This window comes from Streptomyces griseus subsp. griseus (assembly GCF_003610995.1).
Classification (GTDB): domain Bacteria; phylum Actinomycetota; class Actinomycetes; order Streptomycetales; family Streptomycetaceae; genus Streptomyces.
This window is the reverse complement of the sequence record NZ_CP032543.1, coordinates 3,276,707-3,302,541: the sequence shown is the minus strand read 5'-3', so window position 1 is coordinate 3,302,541 and position 25,835 is coordinate 3,276,707. Positions and strand designations below refer to the sequence as shown.

Here is a 25,835-nt window from a genome sequence, read left to right as displayed (position 1 = left end):
TCCGGGCGACACCCCGGCAGCTGACCCGAAGGACTCGGTGAGACCCGACATGGCGAACGACGAGAAGATCCTCGACTACCTGAAGAAGGTCGTTGCCGAGCTGCGCCAGACCCGGCGCCGCCTGACCGACGTCGAGGCCCAGGCGCAGGAGCCCATCGCCATCGTGGCCATGGGCTGCCGCTACCCCGGGGAGGTGACCACGCCCGAGGAGCTGTGGCAGCTCGTCGCCGAGGGCCGCGACGCCGTCTCCGGCATGCCGGAGGATCGCGGCTGGGACCTCGACCAGCTCATGGCGGGTGACGAGGGTCCGGGCAGCAGCTATGTCCACCAGGGCGGATTCCTGCACGGCGCGGGCGACTTCGACCCCGGCTTCTTCGGGCTGAGCCCCCTGGAGGCGGAGGCGACCGACCCGCAGCAGCGCCTCACCCTGGAGGTCGCCTGGGAGGCGTTCGAGCGGGCCGGGATCTCCCCCGAGTCCCTGCGCGGCGGCCAGGTCGGCGTCTACATGGGGTCCGGCATCCAGGATTACGGCGACTTCCCCGAAGGCGTCCCCGAGGCCGTCGAGGCGTTCATGGCGACCTCCCGCGCCTCCTCCGTGATCTCCGGCCGCGTCTCGTACACCTTCGGCTTCGAGGGGCCCTCGTTCACCGTCGACACCGCCTGTTCCTCCTCGCTCGTCGCCCTGCACCTCGCCGTCCAGGCCCTGCGCCAGGACGAGTGCTCCCTCGCCCTCGCCGGTGGCGTCATGGTGATGTCCACCCCCGCGCCGTTCGTGGCGTTCAGCAAGCAGCGCGGGCTGGCCCCCGACGGCCGGTGCAAGGCCTTCTCCGACGACGCCGACGGCACCGGCTGGTCCGAGGGCGCCGGCGTCCTCCTGCTGGAGCGGCTGTCCGACGCCCGGCGCAACGGGCACCCGGTGCTGGCCGTCATCCGTGGTTCGGCCATCAACTCGGACGGCGCGAGCAACGGTCTCACCGCGCCCAGCGGCCCGTCCCAGCAGCGCGTCATCCGGCAGGCCCTCGCCAACGCGCGCGTCCCCGGCAGCCATGTCGACGTCGTCGAGGCGCACGGCACCGGCACCACCCTCGGCGACCCGATCGAGGCGCAGGCGCTCCTGGCCACGTACGGCCAGGACCACCCCGCCGAGGGTCCGCTGCGCCTCGGTTCGTTCAAGTCGAACATCGGCCATGCGCAGGCGGCCGCCGGTGTCGGCGGCGTCATCAAGATGGTGATGGCGCTGCGCCACGGCCGACTGCCGAAGACCCTGCACGCGGGGCGGCCCTCCAGCCACGTGGACTGGTCGGCGGGCAACGTCGCCCTCCTCACCGAGGCGGAGCCTTGGCCACTGCGCGACCACCCCCGTACGGCGGCGGTCTCGGCCTTCGGCCTCAGCGGGACCAACGTCCACGTGATCCTTCAGGAGACGCCTGCCGAGGAACCGGTTGCCGAGGAGCCGCCCGCCGAGGGCGGTGAGACGCGGGGCGGTGCGGCCTCCCGGGCCGCGGCCGCTGACACCCCGTCCTCCGCCGCAGCGTCCTCCGGCGCCACGTCCTCCCTCACCGTCCCGGTCGTGCGGAAGCCCGGTGGGCCTTCCCCGATCACCCCGTTCGTGGTGTCCGGGCGCGGCGCCGCGGGCCTGCGCGGACAGGCGGCCCGCCTCGCCACCTTCCTGCGCGACACCGGGGCCGGGCAGACCGGCCCGGGCGAGGACGCTGCCCCGGGCGAGGGCGCCGCTCCGGGTCTGGACGCCGTGGCGCACGCGCTGATCACCACCCGTACCGCCCTCGAACACCGGGCCGTCGTCCTCACGGGCGGCGAGACCACCGCAGGCGCCGAGACGACCGCCGACGGGAGCAGCACCGCTGACAGGAGCGGTACCGCCCACGGGAGCGGCACCGACGCCGGCCGTACGGGGGGTGACCTCGGCACGCTGCTCGCGGGACTGGACGCGGTCGCCGACGGCACGAAGGCACCGCACGTGGTACGCGGCACGGCGGGCGGCCCGGCCCAGATCGCGTTCGTCTTCCCCGGCCAGGGCTCGCAGTGGGTCGGTATGGCCGTCGAACTCCTCGACGTGTCACCGGTGTTCGCCGCCCGGATGCGGGAGTGCGCCGACGCGCTGGCCCCGTACGTCGAGTGGGATCTCCTGGACGTCCTGCACCAGGCACCCGGCGCGCCCTCGCTGGACGAGGTGGACGTCGTCCAGCCCGTGCTCTGGGCGGTCATGGTGTCGCTCGCCGCGCTGTGGGGCTCCTTCGGCGTGGAGCCCGCGGCTGTCGTCGGCCACTCCCAGGGCGAGATCGCGGCCGCGTGCGTCGCCGGGGCCCTCTCCCTGGAGGACGGCGCCCGCGTCGTCGCCCTCCGCAGCCGCGTCATCCGTCACGACCTGGCGGGACGCGGCGGCATGATGTCCGTCGCGCTGCCGTCGGCCGAGGCCTCGGAGCTGCTGCTGCGCTGGGAGGGCAGGCTCCAGCTCGCCGTCGTCAACAGCCCCACGTCGACGGTGGTCTGCGGTGAGGTCGCCGCACTCGACGAGCTGTACACGCACCTGGAGGCGGAGGGCGTCCAGGTCCGCCGGATACCGGTGGACTACGCCTCGCACTCCCTGTTCGTGGAGGAGATCCGCGACCGCCTTCTCGCCGAACTCGGCCCCATCACCCCCCGCCGATCCGGCATCACCTTCTACTCCACCGTCACCGGCGGACCCTTGGACTCCTCGCGACTCGACGCCGACTACTGGTACCGGAACCTCCGCCAGACGGTGCGCTTCGAGGAGACCACCCGCGCCCTTCTCGACGACGGCTTCACCCTGTTCATCGAGGCCAGCCCGCACCCCGGCCTCGTCGTCGGCCTCGGCGAGACGGTGGCCGACGCGGGGGCGACCGCCGCCGCCGTGGGCTCGCTGCGTCGCCGCCAGGGCGGCATGGACCGCTTCGTTACCTCGCTCGCCGAGGCGTACGTGCACGGCGCGCCCGTCGACTGGCAGCACTTCCTCGCCGCCGCGCCGCACCCCCGGGTGGAGCTGCCGACGTACGCCTTCCAGCGCGAGCGCTACTGGGTGAGCGCCCCCACCGGCACCGGCGACGTCCTGGCGGCGGGCCTGGAGCCCGCCGACCACCCGCTGCTCGGCGCGGTCGTCTCGTCGCCCGACGCCGACACCCTCACCCTGACCGGCCGCCTCTCCCTGGCCACCCACCCCTGGCTGGGGGACCACCGCGTCGGCGACACGGTCTACTTCCCCGGCACCGGCCACGTCGAACTCGCCGTCCGCGCGGGTGACCAGGTGGGCTGCCACCACATCGACGAACTGGCCCTGGAAGCACCGCTGATCATCCCCGAGCGGGGCGGCGTGGTGGTCCGCGTCACCGTCGGCGCCGCACAGGACGGCGGCACCCGTACCTTCACCGTCCACGCACGCGGTGAGGACGCCGACCAGCCGTGGACCCGGCACGCCACCGGCGTCCTGCGCCCCGGCACCCCGGCGGCCGGCACCCTGCCGGGCGGCCCCTTCGATGCCACGCGGTGGCCGCCGCCCGGTGCGCTCCCTGTGGACCTGGACGGCTTCTACGACGCCACCGCCACGGCCGGCCTCGCCTACGGCCCCGCCTTCCGCGGCCTCACCGCCGCCTGGCGCCAGGGCAACGAGGTCTACGCCGACGTCACCCTGCCCCCCGGCACGGACGCGACCGGCTTCCAGCTCCACCCCGCGTTGTTCGATGCGGCGTTGCATGGGGTGGCGTTGAGCGGTGTGGTCGGTGAGGGGGCGGTGTTGCCGTTCGCTTGGTCGGGTGTGTCGGTGGTGGCGTCGGGTGCGTCGAGTGTTCGTGTGCGGGTGTCGGCGCGTGGCGATGGTGTGGTGTCGGTGGTGTTGGCGGATGCGGTGGGTGTGCCGGTTGCGTGGGTTGAGTCGTTGGTGTTGCGGCCGTTGGCGGATGTCGGGCGGGCTGCGGCGGAGTCGGGTGCGTTGGGTGCGTTGTTCGCGGTGGAGTGGTCGCCGGTGGAGTCGGTTGCGGCTCTGAGCGGGGCTGTGGTTTCGGCTGGGTTGGTGGCGTGGCGGGATGGGCTGGTGGTTGGTGAGGTGCCGGCTGGTGGTGTGGTGGTTCTGGATTGTGTGAGGGATCCGGGTGCGGGTCTGGATGCGGGTGTGGTGCGGGGTGTGGTGTCGGGTGTGCTGGGTGTGGTGCAGGCGTGGTTGGGGGGTGGTGAGGAGTTTGCTGGGGTGCGTCTGGTGGTGCGGACGCGGGGTGCGGTGTTGGTGCCGGGTGAGTCCGGTGGTGTGGATGTGGTGGGTGCGGCTGTCTGGGGTTTGGTGCGGTCGGTGCAGTCGGAGCATCCGGGGCGTGTGGTGTTGGTCGATGGTGAGTCGGCTGATGTGGTTGGTGCGGTTGCGGTGGGTGAGTCGCAGGTGGCGGTGCGTGGGGGGCGGGTGTGGGTGCCGCGTCTGGTACGGGCTACGGCCGGTGAACAGGCCGGTGAGCAGGCCGTCGGCGGGGCCGGGTTCGATCCGGCGAGCACGGTCGAGTCGGCTCAGGGTGGCGGGGCCGACTCCGCAGCCGCGGTTGCGCAGGCCGGTGATGGCCGCTTCGATCCGGCGGGGACGGTGTTGCTGGTCGGTGGTACGGGCACTTTGGGTGCTGTGTTCGCCCGTCATCTGGTGGCTGAACGGGGTGTGCGTCGGCTGGTGTTGACGAGTCGTCGGGGTGTGGAGGCGCCGGGGGCTCGGGAGTTGGTGGCTGAGCTGTCGGCGTTGGGTGCGGAGGTGGTGGTCGCGGCGTGTGATGCGGCGGACCGGGCTGCGCTGGCGGAGGTGGTGGGGGCGGTTCCGGTCGATCGTCCCTTGGTGGGTGTGGTGCATCTGGCGGGTGTGCTGGATGACGGTGTGGTGGAGTCCTTGACGCCGGAGCGGGTGGAGAAGGTGTTCCGGCCGAAGGTGGATGCGGCTCTTAACCTGCATGAACTGACCCGCGATCTGCACCTCACCGACTTCATCCTCTTCTCCTCCGTCGCCGGTGTATTCGGCAACCCGGGTCAGGCCAACTACGCGGCGGCCAACGCCTTCCTGGACGCCCTCGCCGTAAGGCGCCGTGCCGAGGGTCTCCCCGCCCAGTCGCTCGCCTGGGGTTTCTGGGACGAGGCCAGCGGCATGACCGGCAAGCTCACCGGCGCCGAACGCACGCGCATCGTGTCGCAGGGCGGCGTCTTCCCCATCACCTCCGAGGTGGGCACGGCACTCTTCGACGCCGCCCGCCGCACCCCGTACCCGCAGGTGCTGCCCGTCCAACTCGACCTGGCCGCGCTGCGAGCCCAGGGGGACCGCTCACGCGAGCTGTTCCGTACGCTCGTCCCCGTCGTCACCCGCCGTAAGGCCAACGCCGCCGCCGAGGCGGGTGCGCTCCAGGACCGGTTGGCGCGCCTCACGAAGCCCGAGCGGGAAGCGTTTCTGCTCCACCTCGTCCTGGAGCAGGCCGCAGGCACCCTCGGGTTCAGCTCCGCGTCGGCCATCGAGCCGGAACGCGCCTTCAAGGACCTCGGCTTCGACTCGCTGCGGGCCGTGGAGTTCCGCAACGGCCTCGCCGAGGCCACCGGGCTCCGGCTGCCCGCCACGGTCGTCTTCGACTACCCCAGCCCCGTGAGCCTCGCCCGCTACCTCTTGGGCGAGGTGGCGGGACCGGACGAACCGACCACCGCACCGGTGGTCGCCCGCCCCCCGTCCGACGGCGCGGACGAGCCGATCGCCATCGTGGCCATGGCCTGCCGCTTCCCCGGCGGCATCGACTCCCCGGAGGCCCTGTGGCGTGCCGTCGCCGACGGAGCCGACGTCATCGGGGACTTCCCCGCCGACCGTGGCTGGGACCTGCGGAAGATCTACGACCCGGAGGGCACGCGCCCCGACACCAGCTACGTCGCCCGGGGCGGCTTCCTGGACGACGCCGCAGGATTCGACCCGAACTTCTTCGGCATCAGCCCCAATGAGGCGCTCATCATGGACCCGCAGCAGCGCCTGCTGCTGGAGACGTCCTGGGAGGCGTTCGAACGGGCCGGCATCGACCCGCTCTCCCTCAAGGAGAGCAGGACCGGTGTCTTCGCCGGGATGATGTACCACGACTACGCGCACAACGCGAGCACCGGCGGCATCGCCTCGGGCCGCATCTCGTACGTGCTCGGCCTTGAGGGCCCGTCGATGACGGTGGACACGGCGTGCTCGTCCTCCCTCGTCTCGCTGCACCTCGCGGCGCAGGCCCTGCGGTCGGGCGAGTGCTCGCTGGCGCTGGCCGGTGGCGTCGCCGTCATGTCGGAGCCGGAGGTCTTCGTCGAGTTCAGCCGGCAGCGCGGGCTCGCACGCGACGGCCGGTGCAAGTCGTTCGCGGGTGCCGCGGACGGCGCTGCCTGGTCCGAGGGCGTCGGTGTCCTGCTGGTGGAGCGTCTGTCGGACGCCCGGAAGAACGGCCACCCGGTCCTCGCGATCGTCCGGGGCAGCGCGGTCAACCAGGACGGTGCGAGCAACGGCCTGACCGCGCCCAACGGCCCCTCACAACAGCGCGTCATCCGCGCCGCGTTGGCGAACGCGGGACTGGCCGGCACGGACGTCGACATGGTGGAGGCGCACGGCACGGGAACCCGTCTGGGCGACCCGATCGAGGCGCAGGCACTGCTCGCGACCTACGGTCAACAACGCCCCGATGGGGACCCGGTCTGGCTGGGATCGCTGAAGTCGAACCTCGGCCACGCCCAGGCTGCCGCGGGTGTGGGCGGTGTGATCAAGGCGGTGGAGGCGATCCGGCACGGTGTGATGCCGAGGACGCTGCATGTGGATGAGCCGACGCCTGAGGTGGACTGGGAGGCGGGTGCGGTTGAGCTGCTGACGGAGGCGCGTGCGTGGCCGGAGCGTGGGCGTCCGCGTCGGGTGGGTGTGTCGTCGTTCGGTCTGAGTGGGACGAACGCGCACGTGATTGTGGAGCAGGCGCCGGAGGTTGATGTGCCGGTGGAGGCTGCGGTGCCGCCGGTGGTGGTGCCGGTGGTGTTGTCTGCGCGCAGCGATGTCGGGCTGTCGGCACAGGCCGAGCGGTTGTTGGCGCTGGTGGAGAAGGACGGCGCGGACGTCTCGCTGGTGGATGTGGGGTTCTCGTCGGTGGTGTCGCGTGCGGTGCTGGAGCATCGTGCGGTGGTGACGGCGGGGGACCGTACGGAGCTGGTGGCGGGCCTGCGGGCGCTGGTGGACGGTGCGGTGTCGGCGGGCGCGGTGCGTGGTGCGTCGCGGACGTCGGGCCGGACGGCATTCCTGTTCACGGGTCAGGGTGCGCAGCGGTTGGGGATGGGTCGTGAGTTGTACGAGGCCTTCCCCGTCTTCGCGGAGGCGCTTGACGTGGTGGTGGCCGAGGTGGACGTGTACTTGGGTCGTTCGTTGCGGGAGGTCATCTGGGGTGCGGACGAGGATGCGTTGAATCGTACGGGGGTGGCGCAGCCGGCGTTGTTCGCGGTGGAGGTGGCGCTGTTCCGGCTGGCGGAGTCCTGGGGTGTGCGGCCGGACTTCTTGGCGGGGCATTCGGTGGGCGAGATCGCTGCCGCGCACGTGGCAGGGGTGCTCTCGCTTGCGGATGCGGCCCAAATCATCGTTGCACGGGGCCGGTTGATGGAGGCGTTGCCGGAGGGTGGAGCGATGGTGGCGGTGGAGGCGACGGAAGCCGAGGTCATGCCGCTGCTGTCGGACTCGGTAAGTATCGCTGCGGTGAACGGGCCGCGCTCCGTGGTGGTTTCGGGTGCTGAGGACGCTGTCGTGAAGGTTGCGGACGCGTTTACGGCGCTGGGGCGGAAGTCGTCGCGTCTGCGGGTGTCGCACGCGTTCCATTCGCCTTTGATGGAGCCGATGTTGGCGGAGTTCGCTGCGGTGGCGGAGGCGTTGACGTACGCGGAGCCGTCGTTGCCGTTGGTGTCGGGTGTCACGGGTGAGGTGTCGTCGGACGTGGCGACGGCGGCGTACTGGGTAGGGCACGTCCGCGAGGCGGTGCGGTTCGCGGACTGTGTGACGTACCTGGAGGGTCAGGGTGTTGCCTCGTACGTGGAGATCGGCCCGGATGGTGTGCTGAGTGGGATGGCGCAGCAGTCGGTGACCTCGGATGCGGCGGTGGTGGTGCCGTTGGTGCGAAAGGGGCGTGCGGAGGTTACGACGGCGGTGTCGGCTCTCGCCCGGCTGCACGTCAGTGGCGTACGGGTCGACTGGGCGGCGTACTACACCGGCACCGGCGCCCGGCGGGTCGACCTGCCCACCTACGCCTTCCAGCACCAGCGCTACTGGATCGTCGGTGACCAGGACGGCAGCGACCCGGAGTCGATCGGTCTGGAGTCCGCCGGCCACCCGCTGCTGAGCGCGGTCGTGAGCTCGCCCGACTCGGACGGCGTGGTGCTGACGGGCCGCCTCGCGCCCACGACGCAGCCATGGCTCGCGGACCACAAGGTCGGTGACGCGGTCCTCTTCCCCGGCACAGGCTTTGTGGAACTCGCCCTGCGCGCCGCCGAAGAGGTCGGCGCCACGGCGATCGAGGAACTCACCCTGGAAGCACCCTTGGTGCTGCCCGACAGCGGGGGCGTCGCCCTCCAGGTGGTGGTCGGCGAATCCGATGGAAGCGGCACCCGCACCCTCACCGTCCACGCACGCGGTGAGGACGGCGACCAGCCGTGGACCCGGCACGCCACCGGTGTGCTCGTGGACGCGGTGCCGGACACCGGCCGGGCGTCCCTGGGTGAGGGCGCCTGGCCGCCCGCCGGAGCGGAGGAGCTGGACCTCGCGGGGTTCTACGACGGCATGGCGGATGCGGGACTGGAGTACGGCCCGGCGTTCCGAGGGCTGCGCGCGGCCTGGCGATCCGACGGCGATGTGTACGCGGAGGTCGGCCTGCCCGAGGGGACGGAGCCCGGCGCGTTCGCCCTGCATCCGGCGTTGTTCGATGCGGCGTTGCATGGGGTGGCGTTGAGCGGTGTGGTCGGTGAGGGGGCGGTGTTGCCGTTCGCTTGGTCGGGTGTGTCGGTGGTGGCGTCGGGTGCGTCGAGTGTTCGTGTGCGGGTGTCGGCGCGTGGCGATGGTGTGGTGTCGGTGGTGTTGGCGGATGCGGTGGGTGTGCCGGTTGCGTGGGTTGAGTCGTTGGTGTTGCGGCCGTTGGCGGATGTCGGGCGGGCTGCGGCGGAGTCGGGTGCGTTGGGTGCGTTGTTCGCGGTGGAGTGGTCGCCGGTGGAGTCGGTTGCGGCTCTGAGCGGGGCTGTGGTTTCGGCTGGGTTGGTGGCGTGGCGGGATGGGCTGGTGGTTGGTGAGGTGCCGGCTGGTGGTGTGGTGGTTCTGGATTGTGTGAGGGATCCGGGTGCGGGTCTGGATGCGGGTGTGGTGCGGGGTGTGGTGTCGGGTGTGCTGGGTGTGGTGCAGGCGTGGTTGGGGGGTGGTGAGGAGTTTGCTGGGGTGCGTCTGGTGGTGCGGACGCGGGGTGCGGTGTTGGTGCCGGGTGAGTCCGGTGGTGTGGATGTGGTGGGTGCGGCTGTCTGGGGTTTGGTGCGGTCGGTGCAGTCGGAGCATCCGGGGCGTGTGGTGTTGGTCGATGGTGAGTCGGCTGATGTGGTTGGTGCGGTTGCGGTGGGTGAGTCGCAGGTGGCGGTGCGTGGGGGCGGGTGTGGGTGCCGCGTCTGGTACGGGCTACGGCCGGTGAACAGACCGGTGAGCAGGCCGCCGGCGGGGCCGGGTTCGATCCGGCGGGGACGGTGTTGCTGGTCGGTGGTACGGGCACTTTGGGTGCTGTGTTCGCCCGTCATCTGGTGGCTGAACGGGGTGTGCGTCGGCTGGTGTTGACGAGTCGTCGGGGTGTGGAGGCGCTGGGGGCTCGGGAGTTGGTGGCGGAGCTGTCGGCGTTGGGTGCGGAGGTGGTGGTCGCGGCGTGTGATGCGGCGGACCGGGCTGCGCTGGCGGAGGTGGTGGGGGCGGTTCCGGTGGATCGTCCCTTGGTGGGTGTGGTGCATCTGGCGGGTGTGCTGGATGACGGTGTGGTGGAGTCCTTGACGCCGGAGCGGGTGGAGAAGGTGTTCCGGCCGAAGGTGGATGCGGCTCTTAACCTGCATGAACTGACCCGCGACCTGGACCTCACCGACTTCATCCTCTTCTCGTCGGCCGCCGGTGTATTCGGCAACCCGGGTCAGGCCAACTACGCGGCGGCCAACGCCTTCCTGGACGCCCTCGCCATGAGACGCCGTGCCGAGGGGCTGCCCTCACGGTCGCTCGCCTGGGGCCCCTGGGCCGACGGGGGAATGGCGGACGAGCTGGACCCGACCCACGTACGCCGGATGAACCGCACCGGTATCGATGCCCTGTCCGTCGCGGAAGGCACGTACCTCTTCGACACCGCGCAGACCATCGAGGCGGCCGCGCTCGTCGCGATGCGACTCGACCTCGCCGGGGCCGGCGCTCCGAGCGCGGCGGAGCTGCCCCCGCTGCTCCAGGGGCTGGCGCGGGGCAGGTCCCGTACCCGCCGGTCTGCCGACGCCGCCTCCGGCGCCGCGTCGTTCCGCGACCGGCTGGCCGCTCTGCCGGACGAGGCCCGCGGGAAGCAGGTGCTCGACCTCGTACGGGCGCACGCCGCCGCCATCCTCGGCTACGCGGGCCCAGCGTCCGTCGAGCCCGACCGCGCGTTCAAGGACCTCGGCTTCGACTCGCTGGCCGCCGTCGAGTTCCGCAACGGCCTCGCCGAGGCCACCGGGCTGCGTCCCCCGGCCACGCTGATCTTCGACTACCCGAACTCCAGCATGCTGGCGGAGTTCCTCGCCGGAGAGCTGCGCCCTGCCGCGGACGCCACCGGGGGAGCCGAGGGCGAGGAGAGGATCCGCCGGATCCTCCAGGGCATCCCCCTGAGCCGCCTCAAGGACGCGGGGCTCATGGACGTGCTCTTCGAGCTCGCGGACGCCCGTGAGGAACAGCCGGAGCCGCAGAAACCCGATGACGACCCCTCGATCGACGAGATGGACCCGGAGAGCCTGATCAGCCTGGCGCTCGAAGGTTCCGGCCTGGACGACGCAACGCAGGGAATGTGAGAGGCCCGATGAGCAACTCCGACGAAAAACTGATCACCGCCCTGCGCGCTTCGCTCAAGGACAACGACCGGCTGCGGGCGCAGAACCGCAAACTGGCGTCCGCCTCGCGCGAGCCGATCGCCATCGTCTCCATGAGCTGCCGGTTCCCGGGGGACGTCACGTCGCCGGAGGATCTGTGGCGGCTCGTGGAGAGCGGCGGCGATGCCACCACCGAGTTCCCGGAGAACCGCGGCTGGGACGTCGAGGGCGTCTACGACCCCGACGGCTCCCGGCCCGGCACCAGCTATGTCAACCGCGGCGGGTTCCTGCACACGGCCGACACCTTCGACGCGGAGCTGTTCGGCATCAGCCCGAACGAGGCCCTCACGATGGACCCGCAGCAGCGCCTGCTGCTGGAGACGTCCTGGGAGGCGTTCGAACGGGCCGGCATCGACCCGCACACGCTCAAGGGCAGCAGGACCGGTGTCTTCGCCGGGATGATGTACCACGACTACGTCCACAACAGCGCCACCGGCTCCATCGCCTCGGGCCGTATCTCATACGTGTTCGGGTTCGAGGGCCCGTCGATGACGGTGGACACGGCGTGCTCGTCGTCCCTGGTCTCGCTGCACCTCGCGGTGAAGGCGCTGCGGTCGGGCGAGTGCACCCTCGCGCTGGCGGGCGGCGTCGCCGTGATGGCCACCCCCGAGGTCTTCGTCGAGTTCAGCCGCCAGGGCGGCCTGGCGAAGGACGGCCGCTGCAAGTCCTTCGCGGGATCGACCGACGGCACCAGTTGGGCGGAGGGCGCAGGCGTCCTCCTGCTGGAGCGGCTCTCGGACGCCCGGCGGAACGGTCACCCGGTCCTCGCGGTGGTCCGGGGCAGCGCGGTCAACCAGGACGGTGCGAGCAACGGCCTGACCGCGCCGAACGGCCCGTCACAGCAGCGCGTCATCCGCGCCGCACTGGCCGACGCGCAGATATCGGCCGACCAGGTCGACGTGGTGGAGGCGCACGGTACGGGGACCCGTCTGGGCGACCCGATCGAGGCGCAGGCACTGCTCGCGACGTACGGGCAGGGGCGCCCGGAGGGTGACCCGCTGTGGCTGGGATCGCTGAAGTCGAACCTCGGCCACGCCCAGGCCGCCGCCGGTGTCGGCGCGGTGATCAAGGCCGTGGAGGCGATCCGGCACGGTGTGATGCCGAGGACGCTGCATGTGGATGAGCCGACGCCTGAGGTGGACTGGGAGGCGGGTGCGGTTGAGCTGCTGACGGAGGCGCGTGCGTGGCCTGAGCGTGGGCGTCCGCGTCGGGTGGGTGTGTCGTCGTTCGGGCTGAGTGGGACGAACGCGCACGTGATTGTGGAGCAGGCGCCGGAGGTTGATGTGCCGGTGGGGGCCGCGGTGCCGCCGGTGGTGGTGCCGGTGGTGCTGTCGGGGCGCAGCGATGTCGCGCTGTCGGCTCAGGCCGAGCGGCTGTTGGCGCTGGTGGAGAAGGACGGCGCGGAACTGTCGTTGTTGGATGTGGGGTTCTCGTCGGTGGTGTCGCGTGCGGTGCTGGAGCATCGTGCGGTGGTGACGGCGGGGGACCGTACGGAGCTGGTGGAGGGCCTGCGGGCGCTGGCCGGGGGCGATTCGGCGGCGAACGCGGTTCGGGGTGTGGGCCGTTCGGCCGGTGAGACGGCGTTCCTGTTCACGGGTCAGGGTGCGCAGCGGTTGGGGATGGGCCGTGAGCTGTACGAGGCGTATCCGGTGTTCGCGGAGGCGTTCGACGCCGTGCTCGCTGCGGTGGACGTGCACTTGGGTCGTTCGTTGCGGGATGTGGTGTGGGGTGTGGATGAGGGGGCGTTGAATCGTACGGGGGTGGCGCAGCCGGCGTTGTTCGCGGTGGAGGTGGCGCTGTTCCGGCTGGCGGAGTCGTGGGGTGTGCGGCCGGACTTCCTGGCCGGGCATTCGGTGGGGGAGATCGCTGCGGCGTATGTGGCAGGCGTCCTCTCCCTGACGGACGCGGCCCAACTCATTGTTGCCCGAGGTCGGTTGATGGAGGCGTTGCCTGAGGGTGGCGCGATGGTGGCGGTGGAGGCGACGGAGGCGGAGGTCGTACCGCTGCTGTCGGATTCGGTGAGTATCGCTGCGGTGAACGGGCCGCGTTCGGTGGTGGTTTCGGGTGCTGAGGACGCTGTCGTGAAGGTTGCGGACGCGTTTACGGCGCTGGGGCGGAAGTCGTCGCGTCTGCGGGTGTCGCACGCGTTCCATTCGCCGTTGATGGAGCCGATGTTGGCGGAGTTCGCTGCCGTGGCCGAGGCGTTGACGTACGCGGAACCGTCGTTGCCGTTGGTGTCGGGTGTCTCGGGTGAGGTGTCGTCGGAGGTGGCGACGGCTGGGTACTGGGTGCGGCATGTGCGTGAGGCGGTGCGGTTCGCGGACTGCGTCAGCCACCTTGAAGCGCGTGGCGTCCTCTCGTATGTGGAGGTCGGCCCTGATGGTGTGTTGAGTGGGATGGCGCAGCAGTCGGTGACCTCGGATGCGGCGGTGTTGGTGCCGTTGGTGCGTAAGGGGCGTGCGGAGGTTGCGACGGCGGTGTCGGCGCTCGCCCGGCTGCATGTCAGTGGCGTACGGGTCGACTGGGCCGCGTACTACACCGGCACTGGCGCCCGGCGGGTCGACCTGCCCACCTACGCCTTCCAGCGGGAGCGGTACTGGATGGTGGCCGAGCAGACCGGTACGGACCCGGAGTCGCTCGGCGTGAAGACCGCCGACCACCCGATGCTCGGCGCTGCGGTGACTCTGGCCGACACGGACGAGACCGTGCTCACCGGCAGGCTCACGCTGGGCAACCAGCCCTGGGTGGCCGACCACGCTGTCCTGGGCAGCGTCCTGTTGCCGGGCACCGCATTCGTGGAACTGGCGATCCGCGCCGCCGACCAGGTCGGGTGCGACCTTCTCGAAGAGCTGACGTTGCAGGCGCCGCTCGTCCTCACGGAGCAGGGAGGCGTGTCGCTCCAGGTCGTGGTCGGCGCGGCGGACGACTCCGGGCGTCGCTCGGTGGCCGTGTACTCGTCCCGGGACGAGGCGGACGACGACGCCTGGACCAGGCATGCGGAAGGGACGCTGGTACGGGGCGCGGCCGCTCCGGCGGACGGACTGGCCTCATGGCCCCCGCCTAGCGCCACCGCCATCGGCGTCGACGGCGCCTACGAGCTGCTGTCGAGCCGAGGCTACGGCTACGGCCCCATGTTCCAAGGGCTCACGGCGGCATGGACGTCCGGCGAGGAACTGTACGCGGAGGTCGCGCTGCCGGAGTCCGCGCATGCGGACGCGGAACGGTTCGGGCTGCACCCCGCCCTGCTGGACGCCGCGATGCACGTAGCTCTCATCGACGACGGCGCCCACACGGACGAGGCGACGGTCCTGCCCTTCGTCTGGACCGATGTCGCCCTGCACGCCTCGGGAGCCACGGCCCTGCGCGTCAGGATCGCGCCCTCGGGCCAGGACAGCGTCACGATTCGGGTGGCGGACGGCACGGGACAACCCGTCCTCACCGTCGGCGCCTTGGTGTCCCGTCCGGTGTCGGTGGAGCAGTTGGGTGCGGGTGTGGGGGAGTCGTTGTGGGAGGTGGTGTGGCGTCCGTTGACGGGGCCGAGCAGTGGTCCGTCTTCGTGGGTGTGTTGGGGGGATGTGCCTGCTGTTGGGGATGTTCCCGGGGTGGTGGTGTTCGAGGCTCCAACAGCGTCGGGTGATGTGCCGGATGCTGTGCGGTCGTGTGCTGGGGCTGTGTTGGACGTTGTGCGTGACTGGCTTGCGGATGAGCGGTGTGCGGGGTCGCGGTTGGTGATCGTGACCCGGGGTGCTGTGGACGCTGGTACTGGTTCGGGTGTGGTGCTGGGTCAGGCTCCGGTGTGGGGTGTGGTGCGTGCGGCTCAGGCGGAGTATCCGGGGCGTGTGGTGCTGGTGGATGCGGACCCGGGCACGGACTCGGATGGTTTGTCCGGGCTGGGGTGGGTGGTGGCGTCGGGTGAGCCGGAGGCGGCGTTGCGTGGCGGCGGGGTGGTGGTGCCTCGGCTGGTGCGGGTGAGCCCTTCCGAGGTATCCCCGGCCGAAGTTCCCAAGGCCGATGGCGTGGTGCTGGTGACGGGCGGTACCGGTGGTCTGGGTGCGTTGGTGGCCCGGCATCTGGTCACCGAGCGGGGCGTTCGCCGTCTGGTGCTGACCAGCCGCCGTGGCCTGGCAGCCCCGGGAGCGGAAGAGTTGGTGGCCGAGCTGTCCGGGTTGGGCGCTGAGGTCTCCGTAGCGGCCTGCGACATGGCCGACCGTAACGCCGTGGTGGCTCTGGTGGCCGGGTTGGCAGGTCAGTTGGCCGGTGTGGTGCACGCGGCCGGCGTAGGTGACAACGGCCTGATCGCCTCCATGGATGCGGCCCGGCTGGATCGGGTCCTGGGCCCGAAGGCGGACGGAGCGTGGTATCTCCACGAGGCGACACGGGAGCTGGATCTCGGTTTCTTCGTGATGTTCTCGTCGGCAGGCGGGATGGTGCTGGCTGCGGGTCAGGCGAACTACGCGGCGGCGAACGTGTTCCTGGACGCTTTGGCGGTGCATCGCCGGGCGCAGGGGCTGCCCGCCACCTCCCTCGCCTACGGCCTGTGGTCGGGTGAGAAGGGCATGGGCCAGTGGCTGCGTGAGGCGGATCTGCGGCGTATGCGACGGCAGGGCCTGCCTGCCCTGGACCCCGCCGAGGGACTGGCCCTCTTCGATGCCGGGCTGGCGTCGGGCCGTGCGGTGGTCGTCCCGCTGACCATCGACAAGGCGGCCCTCCGCGCCCGTACCGGCACCCTCCCCGCCCTCCTCCGCGACCTCGCTCCTCCTCAGGGCGGGCGGCCCGCCGCGCGTGCCGTCGCCGGACGCGCCGACGCCTCCGAACTGCTCCACCGGCTGACCGGACTCACCGACGACGAACGCCGGTCGGCGTTGCTGGACACGGTGTGCGCGCACGTCGCACGCGTGCTGGGACACACGTCGGCCCACGCCGTCGAACCCGACCGCGCCTTCCAGGAACTCGGCTTCGACTCACTCAGCGCGGTCGAACTGCGCAACCAGCTGAACGGGACCACCGGCCTCCGGCTGCCCGCGACCCTCGTCTTCGACTATCCGAACGCGCGGGCCGTCGCCGACTACATCGACGGTGCGCTCGACGATGAACTCAGCAGTACGCCCCGCGCGTCCGCCCCGACGACCGCTCCCGCCGCCCGTGCCACCGATGACGACCCGATCGCCGTCGTCGCCATGTCCTGTCGCTACCCGGGCGGGGTCAACTCGCCCGAGGACCTGTGGAACCTCGTCGCCGAAGGACGCGACGCCGTGGCCGGGTTCCCCCTCGACCGTGGCTGGGACGTGGCAGGGGTGTACGACCCGGAGCCCGGCACACCGAGTAAGACGTACACCAAGGAAGGCGGCTTCCTGCACGACGCGGGCGACTTCGACGCGGACCTCTTCGGCATCAGCCCGAACGAGGCGTTGATCATGGATCCCCAGCAGCGGCTCCTGCTGGAGGCCTCGTGGGAGGTCCTTGAGCGCGCCGGCATCAACCCCCGCTCGTTGAAGGGCAGTAGGACCGGTGTCTTCGCCGGGCTGATGTACCACGACTACGGCCAGGGTACGGAGGCCGCGGCCACCACGGGCGGCAGCCTCGTCTCGGGCCGGGTGTCCTACACCCTCGGCCTCGAAGGCCCGTCCCTGACGGTCGACACCGCGTGCTCCTCGTCGCTGGTGTCCCTGCACCTGGCGGCCCAGGCCCTGCGCTCCGGAGAGTGCTCCCTCGCCCTCGCCGGCGGTGTCGCCGTCATGGCGACCCCCGACATGTTCGTCGAGTTCAGCCGGCAGCGCGGGCTCGCGCCCGACGGCCGGTGCAAGTCGTTCGCGGGTGCCGCGGACGGCGCTGCCTGGTCCGAGGGGGTCGGTGTCCTGCTGGTGGAGCGTCTGTCGGACGCCCGGAAGAACGGTCACCCGGTCCTGGCGGTGCTTCGAAGCAGCGCGGTCAACCAGGACGGCGCGAGCAACGGCATGACCGCGCCGAACGGCCCCTCGCAGCAGCGGGTCATCCGCGCGGCGCTGGAGAACGCTGGGCTGACCACCGCCGATGTCGACATGGTGGAGGCGCACGGTACGGGGACGCGTCTGGGTGATCCGATCGAGGCGCAGGCGGTGTTGGCGACGTATGGGCAGGGTCGTCCGGAGGGTGATCCGGTGTGGTTGGGATCGCTGAAGTCGAATCTGGCGCATACGCAGGCTGCCGCGGGTGTGGGCGGTGTGATCAAGGCGGTGGAGGCGATCCGGCACGGTGTGATGCCGAAGACCCTGCATGTGGATGAGCCGACGCCGCAGGTGGACTGGGAGGCGGGTGAGGTTGAGCTGCTGACGGAGGCCCGCCTGTGGCCCGAACGTGAGCGTCCTCGCCGGGTGGGTGTGTCGTCGTTCGGGCTGAGCGGGACGAACGCGCACGTGATTGTGGAGCAGGCCCCGGAGGTGGTTGAGCCGGTGGAGGCCGCGGTGCCTCCGGTGGTGGTGCCGGTGGTGCTGTCGGCGCGGGGTGAGGCGGCTCTGTCGGCGCAGGCGGGCCGGCTCCTCGCCCTCGTGGAGGAGCGCGCGGGCCTGTCGCTGCTGGACGTGGGGTATTCGTCGGTGGTGTCGCGTGCGGTGCTGGAGCACCGTGCGGTGGTGACGGCGGGGGACCGTACGGCCCTCGTGGCGGGCCTGCGGGCTCTCGCCGACGGCGGGACCTCCACCGAGGCCTGCCGAGGCCTGGCTCGTACGTCGGGCCGGACGGCGTTCCTGTTCACGGGTCAGGGTGCGCAGCGGTTGGGGATGGGCCGTGAGTTGTACGAGGCGTATCCGGTGTTCGCGGAGGCGTTTGACGCTGTGCTCGCTGAGGTGGATGTGCACTTGGGTCGTTCGTTGCGGGATGTGGTGTGGGGTGTGGATGAGGGGGCGTTGAATCGTACGGGGGTGGCGCAGCCGGCGTTGTTCGCGGTGGAGGTGGCGCTGTTCCGGCTGGCGGAGTCCTGGGGTGTGCGGCCGGACTTCCTGGCCGGGCATTCGGTGGGGGAGATCGCCGCTGCTCATGTGGCGGGGGTGCTCTCGCTCCCGGATGCGGCTCAACTGATTGTGGCGCGTGGTCGGTTGATGGAGGCGTTGCCTGAGGGTGGCGCGATGGTGGCGGTGGAGGCGACGGAGGCGGAGGTCGTACCGCTGCTGTCGGATTCGGTGAGTATCGCTGCGGTGAACGGGCCGCGCTCCGTGGTGGTTTCGGGCGTCGAGGACGCTGTCGTGAAGGTTGCGGACGCGTTTACCGCGCAGGGGCGGAAGTCCTCGCGTCTGCGGGTGTCGCACGCGTTCCATTCGCCGTTGATGGAGCCGATGCTCGCGGAGTTCGAGAAGGTCGTCTCCGGGCTGTCGTTCAGTGCCCCGAAGGTCCCGTTGGTGTCGGGTGTCACGGGTGAGGTGTCCTCGGAGGTCGCGACGGCCGGGTACTGGGTGCGGCATGTGCGTGAGGCGGTGCGGTTCGCGGACTGTGTGACGTACTTGGAGGGTCAGGGTGTTGCCTCGTATGTGGAGGTCGGCCCGGATGGTGTGCTGAGTGGGATGGCGCAGCAGTCGGTGACCTCGGATGCGGCGGTGTTGGTGCCGTTGGTGCGTAAGGGGCGTGCGGAGGTTACGACGGCGGTGTCGGCGCTCGCCCGGCTGCACGTCAGTGGCGTACGGGTCGACTGGGCGGCGTGCTACGCGGGCACGGGGGCTCGGCGGGTTGATCTGCCTACCTATGCGTTTCAGCGGCGGCGGTTCTGGTTGGAGTCGGGTGGTGGTGGCTCTGGTGTGGTGGGTGTGGGGCAGGGGGTGGTGGATCATCCGCTGGTCGGTGCGGTGGTGTCGTTGCCGGATGCGGGTGGGGTGCTGCTGACGGGTCGGTTGTCGGTCGATGGTGTGCCGTGGCTGGCCGATCATGCCGTGTTCGGTCGGGTGTTGCTGCCGGGCACGGCGTTTGTCGAGTTGGCGGTGCGGGCGGGTGATGAGGTCGGCTGTGGTGTGGTGGAGGAGCTGACGTTGCAGGCTCCGTTGGTGCTGCCGGAGCGGGGAGGAGTGGCGCTTCAGGTCGCGGTGGGCACCGCCGACGACACCGGACGCCGCACCCTGAGCATCCACTCGCGCCGTGAGGACGGGAGCGACGACGTCTGGACCCGGCACGCGGAAGGAGTCGTGGCACAGGACATCGCGGCCCCGCCCGCCGGCATCACCGAGTGGCCGCCGCCCGGAGCCACCCCGCTGGCCGTCGACGAGGTGTACGGGTCGCTGCTCGCCCGGGGCTACGGCTACGGGCCGGTGTTCCAGGGCCTCAGGGCGGCGTGGTCCCAGGGCGGGGACCTTTACGCGGAGGTGGCGCTGCCGGAGTCCGCGCATGCGGACGCGGAACGGTTCGGGCTGCACCCCGCCCTGCTGGACGCCACCATGCACGCCCTCAACCTCAGCACCCCTCAGGACGGCGGAGGCGCGGAAGGGGGCGCGGCGCTCCCCTTCTTCTGGGAGGACGTGCGGCTGCACGCCACCGGGTCGACCCTCCTGCGGGTACGCCTCTCCGGTTCCAGCGAGGACACCATCAGCCTGACGATCGCGGATGGTGCGGGTGCGCCGGTGGTGTCGGTGGGTGGTCTGACGCTGCGTCCGGTGTCGGTGGAGCAGTTGGGTGCGGGTGTGGGGGAGTCGTTGTGGGAGGTGGTGTGGCGTCCGTTGACGGGGCCGAGCAGTGGTCCGTCTTCGTGGGTGCGTTGGGGGGATGTGCCTGCTGTTGGGGATGTTCCTGGGGTGGTGGTGTTCGAGGTTCCAACAGCGTCGGGTGATGTGCCGGATGCCGTGCGGTCGTGTGCTGGGGCTGTGTTGGACGTCGTGCGTGACTGGCTTGCGGATGAGCGGTGTGCGGGGTCGCGGTTGGTGATCGTGACCCGGGGTGCTGTGGACACCGGTACTGGTTTGGGTGTGGTGCTGGGTCAGGCTCCGGTGTGGGGTGTGGTGCGTGCGGCTCAGGCGGAGTATCCGGGGCGTGTGGTGCTGGTGGACGGGGACCCGGACATGGACCCGGACTCGGATGGTTTGTCCGGGCTGGGGTGGGTGGTGGCGTCGGGTGAGCCGGAGGCGGCGTTGCGTGGCGGCGGGGTGGTGGTGCCTCGGCTGGTGCGGGTGAGTTCCTCCGAGGTATCCCCGGCCGAAGTTCCCAAGGCCGATGGCGTGGTGCTGGTGACGGGCGGTACCGGTGGTCTGGGTGCGTTGGTGGCCCGGCATCTGGTCACCGAGCGGGGTGTACGCCGTCTGGTGCTGACCAGCCGCCGTGGCCTGGCAGCCCCGGGAGCGGAAGAGTTGGTGGCCGAGCTGTCCGGGCTGGGCGCTGAGGTCTCCGTAGTGCCCTGTGACGTAGCTGACCGTGAGGCGGTACGGGATCTGGTGGCCGGGTTGGCAGGTCAGTTGGCCGGTGTGGTGCACGCGGCTGGTGTCGGTGACAACGGCCTGATCGCGTCGATGGATGCGGCCCGGCTGGATCGGGTCCTGGGCCCGAAGGCGGACGGAGCGTGGTATCTCCACGAGGCGACACGGGAGCTGGATCTCGGTTTCTTCGTGATGTTCTCGTCGGCGGGCGGGATGGTGCTGGCTGCGGGTCAGGCGAACTACGCGGCGGCGAACGTGTTCCTGGACGCTTTGGCGGTGCATCGCCGGGCGCGGGGGCTGCCCGCCACCTCTCTCGCCTACGGCCTGTGGTCGGGTGAGAAGGGCATGGGTCAGTGGCTGCGTGAGGCGGATCTGCGGCGTATGCGGCGGCAGGGCCTGCCTGCCCTGGACCCTGCCGAGGGGCTGGCCCTCTTCGATGCCGGGCTGGCGTCGGGCCGTGCGGTGGTCGTCCCAATGACCATCGATAAGGCGGCCCTCCGCGCCCGTACCGGCACCCTCCCCGCCCTCCTCCGCGACCTCGCCCCCGCCGTCCGCCGTCCCGGAGCCTCGGGCGCGGCCGCCGGGACGGAGAGCGAACCGCTCTGGCAGCGCATCGCACACACCCCGGCGGCCGAGCAGGAAGCCGTCCTGCGTGCCCTCGTACGGGAACGGGCCGCCACCCTGCTCGGGCACAGTGACTCCGAAGCCCTCGACCCCGAACGGGACTTCCTGGAGAGCGGCTTCGACTCACTCAGCGCGGTGGAACTCCGCAACGCCCTGATGAAGGACACCGGACTGCGCCTGCCGCCCATGGTGGTCTTCGACTCGAAGAGCCCGGCGGCACTGGCCCGACTCCTCCACACCGAACTCCTCGCGGCGCCCCTCGACCCCACCGACCCCACTGACCCGACCGCCCCCACTGTCCCCACCACCGTCACCGGACCCGCCACGCCCATCACGCCCACCGACCCCGCCACCGACAGCAGGAGGAACACCAGCGGCCCCATCGGCGACACCCTGCGCGACCTCTTCCACGGCGCCGTCGTCTCCGGCCGCTCCGACAAGGGGTTCGAGCTGCTCCGTATCGCCGCCGACATCCGCCCCGGCTTCACCTCCGCCGACGAACTGGACCACCTCCCCAGCGCGGTGCGCCTCGCCGACGGCCCCGGCGCCCCCCACCTGATCTGCCTCAACTCCCCCATGGCCACCGGCGGGGCCCACCAGCACGCCCGGCTCGTCTCCCACCTCCAGGGCCGGCGCAAGGTCTCGGCGCTCCCCGTTCCCGGCTTCGTCGCGGGCGAGAGCCTCCCCGAGAACGCCGACGCCGCCGTCCAGGTGATCGCCCGCAGCGTGCTGGAGACCGCGGCCGGCGAGCCGTTCGTGCTCCTCGGCTACTCGGCCGGCGGCACCCTCGCGTACGCCACCGCCGAGTACCTGGAACGTGAACTCGGCGTCCGCCCGGCCGGGGTCATCATGCTGGACACCTTCAAGGTGTACGACGACGGCTCCGCCGACGGCGGAGTCCCCCTCGACGACCTCGCCCTCGGCCTGTTCGAGAAGGAGGCGGCGTTCGGGCGCTTCGACAGCAGCAGGCTCTCCGCGATGGGCCGCTGGGTCCAGCTCGTCCCCGACCTGGCGCCTGAGCACGTGGAGGCGCCCGTCCTCTTCGTCCAGTGCACCCGGTCCTTCGTCCCCGACGGCGACAACCCGTCCCCGGAACTGGCCACCGGCCGCGCCGAGCCGTGGGAGCCCACGCACACGCTGCGGACCGTGGACGCGAACCACTTCACGATCGTCGAGGACCGGGCCGCCGGGACCGCCGGTGTGATCGAGGAATGGCTGGACTCCGGCGAAGTCGCCGCACCCCTCGCCGGCACCGCCCCCACCGCAACCGCAATCGCACACCGAAGTGAGGCGAAGTGACATGACCGTCGCACCCAGCAGCAAAGGCACCGTACGGTTCGGCGAACACGAGACCTGGTACCGGGTGACCGGGGACCTCTCCTCGCCCCGCCCCGCCCTCGTGGTCGTCCACGGCGGCCCCGGGAGCACCCACGACTACCTCCAGAACCTGTCCGGCCTCGCCGCCGGGGGCCGTGCCGTCGTGCACTACGACCAGCTCGGCAACGGCGGATCCACCCATCTGCCCGACCGGGGACCTGACTTCTGGACGGTCGACCTGTTCGCCGCCGAGCTCGACAACCTCCTGGACGGGCTCGGCATCGCCGGCGACTACGTCCTGTTCGGCCAGTCCTGGGGCGGCATGCTCGCCACCCGGCACGCCGCCTCCCGCCCCGCCGGTCTCCGCGGTCTCGTCATCGCCAACTCGCCCGCCTCCTACCCCCTGTGGCTCCAGGAGGCGAAGATCCTCCGGGACCAGCTCCCGCCCGGCGTCAACGACACGCTGCTCCGCCACGAGGCGGCGGGTACGACCGATTCCGACGAGTACCACTCCGCGATGCGCGTGTTCTACGAGCGCCACGTCTGCCGTCTCACCCCCTGGCCGCGCGACTACCTCGCGTCCTTCTTCGAGGTGTACAACGACCCCACCGTCTACTACGCGATGAACGGCCCCAGCGAGTTCCACGTCAACGGCACCCTGCGGGACTGGTCGGTCACCGAGTTCTGCCCCGACGTCGCGGTGCCCACCCTGCTGATCTCCGGACGCCACGACGAGGCCACCCCCGCCACCGTGCAGCCCTACCAGGACCTCATCCCGGGGGCCCGGTGGGAGATCTTCGAGGAGTCCAGCCACCTCCCGCACCTGGAGGAGCCCGAACGCTTCACCGAGGTCATGGAGACCTTCCTCGACGGCCTGGACGCTCCCCACTGACCCCGCGACCCACCCACGTACGGTCGGGTCCGTCAGCCGGTCGTCCCCTCCGGATAGGCCGCCTCGAACGCCGAGCGGAACAGGGCCTCGACGTCCTGGCCCGTCAGACCCTCCGCCCGGGCCTGGTCCATCCACTCGCCCAGGGACGCGCGGAGAGGTGAGCCGGGGCCGGACTGGGGCTGGACGAGGGAGCGGGTGATGAACGTGCCCGCTCCCTGGCGCACCTCGGCCAGGCCCGCCCGCTCCAGCTCCCGGTAGGCCTTGAGCGTGGTGTTCGGGTTGACCTTGGTCGTGGCGGCGACCTGAGCCGCGGTGGGCAGCCGGTCGCCCTCCTCCAGGGCTCCCATGCGCAGCGCCTGCTCGACCTGGCGGACGATCTGGAGGTACGTCGCCACCCCGCTGCGCCGGTCGATGCGGAACACGACCACGGACTTCACCTTCCGCTCGATTGCCGACACTTTACGTAGAGGATGCGCACGGCCCCTACAGTGGGCGGCGCGAGACCCTCCACAGCACGAACGCCGTGAGGAGCGCCGTCCCGGCGAGCAGGATGCCGGCCGCGGTCCACTGCATCGCCGCCATCTGGTCGTAGTCGAGGTACTCGATGACGTCGTTGATGATCCCGTGCTCCTTGATGCACGCGTTCTGCGCCTTCTCGGTGGCCTCGGCGCAGGTCCCCCAGCCGAAGAGCTCCCCCTGCGCGTTGCCGACCCAGCGGTCCACCTCGTACGCCTGGTCGAAGCGGGCCGGGAGCTCGCTCTCCATCGGGTACGTGAACATCTGGGTGGAGCCGAGCCGGACCCGGATCTCGTCCCAGAGGTAGGAGAAGACTCCGGTGAAGGCGAGCGCCACCGCCATGGCGGGCACCAGACGGCGCAGCAGCACACCGATGGTGATGCTCGCGGCGGTCATGAAGAGCAGCAGCGCGGGCAGGACCGGTCCCGTGTTGTCGAAGATCGGGCCCTCGACCCACTTGGAGAAGAAGAGGGTGCGGTGCGGCTGCCACCACCAGGTGAAGGCGGCCGAGAGCACCAGGCCGCAGACCAGGGCGAGGCCGTAGGCGAATCCCAGCTTGGCGACCAGCCACTGGCGGCGGGTCACGGACTGGGTGGTGACCAGCTGCGCGGTGCCGTTCTCCCGGTCCCCCGCGATCAGCGGGGCGCCGACGAAGACGGCGAGGATCAGCGGGAGGCCCGAGAGGAGGGAGGAGACGTAGCCGTAGCCCCGGCTCTCGTCGACCGAGTGCCGGACCCCCTTCTCCGGCCAGCCGCGCGCGTCGAGGAGCTGGACCATCTCGTACCGCTGGTACACGATCCAGAGGGTGCCGAGCACGGTGATGCCGAGGATGCAGGCCAGCGCGGTGCGGTGCTGGCGCACGACGAGCCAGGGCAGGCCGCGCAGCAGGCGGCGCCGGGGGCGGAGTGCGGCGGGGCTCTCGGTGAGGGTGGGGGTGCTCATGCGGCCTGGGTCCCTTCGGCGTCGACGCGGGCGCCCTGGGTGTAGAGCGAGGGTGCGTCCGGTGAGCGGAGATGGGCGAGCAGGACTTCCTCCAGGGAGGGTTCGACGCTCTCCCAGTCGGCGGACAGCGGCTCCTTCGGCCGGATCATCGCCTGGAACTGCCGTCCCTGGACGCGGGATTCGACCACGGTGTGCCGGTCCAGCTCGGCCGGCAGGGCCCCGTCCCGGGTCACGCCCGTCACCAGGGTGTGGGCCGGTACGAGCGCGTCGGCGTCCCCTGCCATCCGGATCCGGCCCTCCGCGACGACCAGCAGGTAGTCGCACATGTCCTCCAGCTCGGTCAGCATGTGGGAGGACATCACCACCGTGGTGCCGCGTTCGACGGCCTCGGCCATCAGCAGCGTGCTCATCTCGTCGCGGGCCAGCGGGTCGAGGTCCGACATCGGCTCGTCCAGGAGCAGCAGGTCGGGGCGCTTGCCGAAGGCGAGCGCGAAGGCGACGCGGGTGCGCTGCCCGCCGGAGAGCGTGCCGATCCTCGCGTGCGCCGGAACGTTTCCGGACCGTACGATCCGCTCCGCCGCCGCCGCGTCCCAGCCGGGGTTGAGCTCGGCGCCCAGCCGCAGGGTGTCGGCCACGGTGAACCGCTTGAACAACGGCTTGTCCTGGCCGAGGAAGGCGATCCTCGGCAGCACGGCGGGGTCGTCGACGGGGACGCCGAAAATGCTCAACGAGCCCTTCGTGCGCTGCACCTGACGGGTCGCCAGGCCCAGCAGGGTGCTCTTGCCGGCGCCGTTGGGTCCGACCAGCCCGCAGATGCGTCCGGCCGGGACGCGGAAGGAGCAGTCGCGCAGCGCCCAGTTGCCGAGATAGCGCTTGCCCAGGCCGCGGGCTTCCAGGGCCCAGCCGCCCGCGGTTCCGTTCGGAGTGCTCGTGTCTGCCACGCGCCTCGCCTCGATTCCACTAGTCAATTAATGGAATCATGGTGTTCTGAGGGGACGCCTGTCAAGGGCACGCCGATACGCGCACCGGTGAGGTCGGGGAGG

General features: G+C 71.2%; 6 protein-coding genes and 1 pseudogene. 4 read left to right on the top strand and 3 right to left on the bottom strand.

What is annotated here, in order from left to right; all coding sequences use genetic code 11:
• The first annotated feature begins 49 nt into the window (after nt 1-49).
• The 4 genes and pseudogenes from D6270_RS14810 to D6270_RS14795 all read left to right on the top strand — a co-directional run bounded on the left by D6270_RS14810 (nt 50) and on the right by D6270_RS14795 (nt 23,334).
• On the top strand, nt 50-9,829 hold the full coding sequence (locus tag D6270_RS14810) for a type I polyketide synthase (RefSeq protein WP_151414680.1): 9,780 nt from the start codon (nt 50-52) through the stop codon (nt 9,827-9,829).
• Nucleotides 9,718-10,806 (top strand): annotated as a pseudogene (locus D6270_RS14805) (type I polyketide synthase); the annotation flags it as partial. The gene D6270_RS14810 and the pseudogene D6270_RS14805, both read left to right, overlap by 112 nt.
• Nucleotides 10,807-11,069: 263 nt before the next feature.
• A complete protein-coding gene (locus D6270_RS14800; RefSeq protein WP_109164965.1) occupies nt 11,070-22,424 on the top strand; it encodes a type I polyketide synthase in 11,355 nt (3,784 codons plus the stop codon).
• A 1-nt stretch (nt 22,425) separates the two neighbouring features.
• A complete protein-coding gene (locus D6270_RS14795; RefSeq protein ID WP_109164966.1) occupies nt 22,426-23,334 on the top strand; it encodes a proline iminopeptidase-family hydrolase in 909 nt (302 codons plus the stop codon).
• Between the two features lie 32 nt (nt 23,335-23,366).
• Here the strand turns inward: D6270_RS14795 and D6270_RS14790 are convergent, their stop codons facing one another.
• The 3 genes from D6270_RS14790 to D6270_RS14780 are packed head-to-tail and all read right to left on the bottom strand — an operon-like array spanning nt 23,367 to nt 25,733.
• Nucleotides 23,367-23,771 carry a GntR family transcriptional regulator gene (locus D6270_RS14790; protein WP_204117212.1) on the bottom strand — a complete coding sequence of 135 codons (405 nt, stop codon included), beginning with the start codon at nt 23,769-23,771 and terminating at the stop codon, nt 23,367-23,369.
• Between the two features lie 46 nt (nt 23,772-23,817).
• Nucleotides 23,818-24,792 carry an ABC transporter permease gene (locus tag D6270_RS14785; RefSeq protein ID WP_109164968.1) on the bottom strand — a complete coding sequence of 325 codons (975 nt, stop codon included), beginning with the start codon at nt 24,790-24,792 and terminating at the stop codon, nt 23,818-23,820.
• A complete protein-coding gene (locus D6270_RS14780) occupies nt 24,789-25,733 on the bottom strand; it encodes an ABC transporter ATP-binding protein (protein WP_109164969.1) in 945 nt (314 codons plus the stop codon). Before D6270_RS14780 ends, D6270_RS14785 begins: the two co-directional genes overlap by 4 nt.
• Nucleotides 25,734-25,835: the final 102 nt, after the last annotated feature.

Coding starts and splice junctions, on each gene's coding strand:
- D6270_RS14810 (WP_151414680.1), top strand. CDS start 50: ATGGCGAACGACGAGAAGATCCTCGACTACCTGAAGAAGGTCGTTGCC.
- D6270_RS14800 (WP_109164965.1), top strand. CDS start 11,070: ATGAGCAACTCCGACGAAAAACTGATCACCGCCCTGCGCGCTTCGCTC.
- D6270_RS14785 (WP_109164968.1), bottom strand. CDS start 24,792: ATGAGCACCCCCACCCTCACCGAGAGCCCCGCCGCACTCCGCCCCCGG.
- D6270_RS14795 (WP_109164966.1), top strand. CDS start 22,426: ATGACCGTCGCACCCAGCAGCAAAGGCACCGTACGGTTCGGCGAACAC.